Annotated in this window: 4 protein-coding genes; 3 read left to right on the top strand and 1 reads right to left on the bottom strand. The window is 62.0% G+C overall.

The genetic code is table 11. The features are described 5' to 3' along the window. Window positions 1-279 precede the first annotated feature (279 nt). From IG98_RS0143510 to IG98_RS0143495, 3 genes are all read left to right on the top strand, one after another. Window positions 280-876, top strand: coding sequence for a hypothetical protein (locus IG98_RS0143510; RefSeq protein ID WP_157594892.1), 597 nt, complete (start codon window positions 280-282; stop codon window positions 874-876). A 794-nt stretch (window positions 877-1,670) separates the two neighbouring features. After that, window positions 1,671-2,297 (top strand): ClpP family protease, encoded by a 627-nt coding sequence (locus tag IG98_RS0143500; RefSeq protein WP_030926321.1) that lies wholly within the window; start codon window positions 1,671-1,673, stop codon window positions 2,295-2,297. Continuing rightward, window positions 2,294-2,884 carry a ClpP family protease gene (locus IG98_RS0143495; protein WP_030926320.1) on the top strand — a complete coding sequence of 197 codons (591 nt, stop codon included), beginning with the start codon at window positions 2,294-2,296 and terminating at the stop codon, window positions 2,882-2,884. Before IG98_RS0143500 ends, IG98_RS0143495 begins: the two co-directional genes overlap by 4 nt. Window positions 2,885-2,911: 27 nt before the next feature. On the opposite strand, the gene IG98_RS0143490 is transcribed toward IG98_RS0143495, so the two are convergent. Further along, a complete protein-coding gene (locus tag IG98_RS0143490) occupies window positions 2,912-3,268 on the bottom strand; it encodes a helix-turn-helix domain-containing protein (RefSeq protein ID WP_030926319.1) in 357 nt (118 codons plus the stop codon). Window positions 3,269-3,559 lie beyond the last annotated feature (291 nt).

The following is a 3,559-nucleotide window of genomic DNA, read 5'->3' as shown; positions in this document are numbered from 1 at the left end:
GTAGTTCGCCGGTGCGATGGCCAGGCCGTCGTCGTAGTCGCGGATGATCTCTTTGAGCTTGTCCTTGGCCTCCGTCTTGCTCTTGCCGCTGGCCTTCTTTTGGACGGCAGTCACCCTGAGCAGCGGTAGATCGCATGGCGGCGGGGTCGTGGAGACCTTTTCTCCGCTCTTGAACCCTGAGCAGAACTCCGGGTTTCCGGCACTCTGTGCTTATCGAGATCCATGGATAGGATTCGTGTGGATCATGAGACGCCTTGATCGACCCTGGTTGGAGTTGCCGTGATTTCGAAAGAGCGGACCCCGAGGAGTTCGATCGGCGCGCCGGGTTTTCCGTTGATCGGCTCGCTGGTGGTCATTGGACTGCTGCTCCTGTACGGGGCAAGCTTTCCCAGCGGCGGCCCTCTGTGGGTGTTGCCTGTTCTCCTGGCGTTCTTCGTACTAGGTGTGGTCTGGTTCGTGCGCCTCGCCATGGAGGTTTTCAATCCGGAAGGTCGGCCTGGTGTCAAACGAAACCTGTTGCGCTGGGCAGCACCGGTAATCGTCGGAATTCTGGTGTGCGCGCTGGCTGCCATGGGCCCGGGAAGATTCAGATTCTCTCTGTCCGAGGAGGACTTCGAGAAGGTCGCGCGGTCAGCGGTAGCGGGAAGCGGCGACTGGAGGATGGATGCCGCGACGCTCGGGCTGTTCGAGATCTCCTGGGCCGAACGGTATGAGGGCACGGTGCGCTTCGCGCTGGCGGGCGGAGGAAACGGCATTCACGCCCATGGCTTCATCTGGAGCCCGAACGGGGAACCCCCGCTGCCGGAAGAAGAGGAATACGAACCCGACGTCGAGCACTACTACGGCCCCTGGTACCTGTGGAGTGAGAACTTCTGAATTTTGAATGACCAACTGGGTGACGACGAGGCCGGACACCGGTGGATCGCCCTGGACGGTACGTCCAGGGCAGGGACGGCATACGCTCTGGTCACACCCCTGCTCCGATCGCCTTACAAGCGAGATGTCACTGGTTCGAACCCAGTAGTTTCCACCAAAATGGCTCTGACCTGCGTTAATAGGTCAGAGCCATTCGTGGTTTTGGGTGGGTGTCGGGACTGCGGTGCTCGATGATCGCTCGCCATGTCAGCGAGTTACCTCAAGTCGGGCGCGGCTCTCATCCTTGGCGGAGCCTGCTTCATTCGGGTCAGATCGTGTGGGACCCTGCAGATCAGCGTTCCGCAGCGCCTTGACTGGAAATCCTGTCCCTCGGACAGAGCGACGCGAGGCAGGGGAAAGAGGTGCGGGTCCGGGAGGGGCGCCGCAGTCATCTCCTCATCGGTCACGGCCCCACCAGGTCAAGCCGTCATCCTGCGAGTAGGGCAACCAGTGGGCGAGGAAGGTCACCGGAACAGGTACACGCGAATGACGACGTGACCTGGCGTGTCCGGCCCGGTATGGCTACGCCTGCCCGGCAAGGAGATGACCACACCGCCCATGCTCAAGCGACGGCGGGCGTCAAACTAAGCAAATCCGCAGGGAAAGGCATGGGCAGCAGGAGGGCGCCCGCTCCAGTGGATTCACGATCGCAATGCTACGAACCGGGCCGGAAACCGAGTTCTCTCTGCTCAGAGCAGATCTGCCCCAGGCAGATCGTGTCGACGCCGATCCGGATCGCCCCACATGATGGACGCATGGGTGAAGAATCGAAACTTCCACTGTTCAACGCGCGGGTAAGACACCAGCTTTACGAGCAGCGCGTTCTCGTTCTCGACGGCCCTCTCGATGATGACAATGGGACGTTGCTCGCCACGCAATTGATAGCACTCGCCACGCAGGACGCGTCGACCGATATCGCATTGTGGATTCACTCCCCGGGCGGCTCGGTTCCATCGATGCTGGCGATCCGTGACATCATTCGGCTCATTCCCTGTGACGTATCGACCCTCGTGCTGGGCATCGCCTACAGTGCCGGGCAATTCTTGCTGTCATCGGGTACCCGAGGGAAGCGCCGCGCTCTGCCGCACGCACGTGTCCTGATGCACCAAGGCTCGGCCGGAATCGGCGGCACCGCGGTCGACATCGAACTGCAGGCCGGCGACCTTCGGCATACTCGCGACACGGTGCTCGGTCTTATCTCCGAGGACACGGGTCAGCCCGTAGAGCGCATATTCGAGGATTCTCTGCACGATCGCTGGTACACGGCGCAAGAGGCACTGGACTACGGCTTCGTAGACGCAATCGTCCAGAGCTTCAACGAAATCGCGCCACACAATCGCACACGGCCCGGATTCGGCGTCACCGAAGGAGTCGGCCAGTGACCACGTACACGATCCCTAACGTCATCGCCCGGAATTCTCGTGGCGAGCGGATCATGGATGTCTACTCGCACCTGCTCACCGAGCGAATCGTCTATCTGGGAACCGCAATTGATGCGGGCGTCGCGAACGCGCTCATCGCGCAGCTTATTTTTCTGGAGTCGGACAACCCTGATGCCAGCATACAGTTCTATATCAACTGCGAAGGCGGGGATCCGAGCGCAATGCTCGCGATATACGACACCATGCGCTATATCCGCCCGCGGGTTGAGACAACCTGCGTTGGACAGGCCATCGCGGTGGGTGCCGTCCTTCTCGCCGCGGGTGCCGAAGGAAAACGTGCCGCTCTTCCACACGCACGAGTAATCCTGCACCAGCCGGCTGCTCAGGGGCGCGGAACGATCCCCGATCTCATCCTGCAAGCCGACGAGGTGGTACGTGTCCGAGCAGACATCGAGCGCATACTGTCACGGCACACGGGCCAGACTGTCGAGACCCTACGCGCCGACACCGATCACGATCGCGTGTTCACCGCGACCGCGGCCTTGGAGTACGGGCTCCTCGATGAGATCATCGAGGAGCATTCGTAGGCTCGTGGACGATCCCGGCAGGCCTCGCTACGCGGCCAGAGCATACGCCGCCGAGCAGGTAGCACCTCTCGACGTGCTGTTCTGAGCAGACCGCAAGCTCTCGGCAACGGCAAGGGTCAGATCGACCAGGGTGACATCCAGCGCGCCGGCGACCGCAGCGATCATTTCGCTCGATGGCTCTTTGAGGCCTCGTTCCATCTCGGAGAGATACTGCGGCGAGACGCCGGCGCGACGCGCCGTCTCGCTCAACTTCTCGCCCCGCTCGTGACGAAGACCTCTGAGACACTCACCGAGCGCGTGCCGCCACAGCGGCTCGCGAGCCGGAGACGGCTTCGGATCGGTCCGATCGGTCGCCGGACGTAGCGGCGGGACAGAGGAGGCCATGCCTCACCATAGGTAGACGGCGCGTTCGAGTTCTGCCTGCTTCGCGCAGAGCAGAACCGTCCCCGCCTCCTCCGTCCCGACCCTCGGGGCCGGTGAGGATCGCAACTCGAACTCTGATGTGCGAGCCGAACTGACATCACCGGAGGGCGAGCAGCGCGTCGTCATGCGTGGCGGTGTCGACGACGGGTGAAAACTGGGATCTGGCCCACATTTCGTGATGAATACTGCCCCGTAGCCTCGGCTGAGTCGGTGAGGATGCGTCGAGTGCGAAGATCGTTGCCTGGATGTCCT

It is taken from the genome of Streptosporangium amethystogenes, assembly GCF_000721075.1.
GTDB classification, from domain to species: Bacteria; Actinomycetota; Actinomycetes; order Streptosporangiales; family Streptosporangiaceae; genus Streptosporangium; species Streptosporangium amethystogenes.
This window is presented reverse-complemented; position numbering and strand designations above follow the sequence as displayed.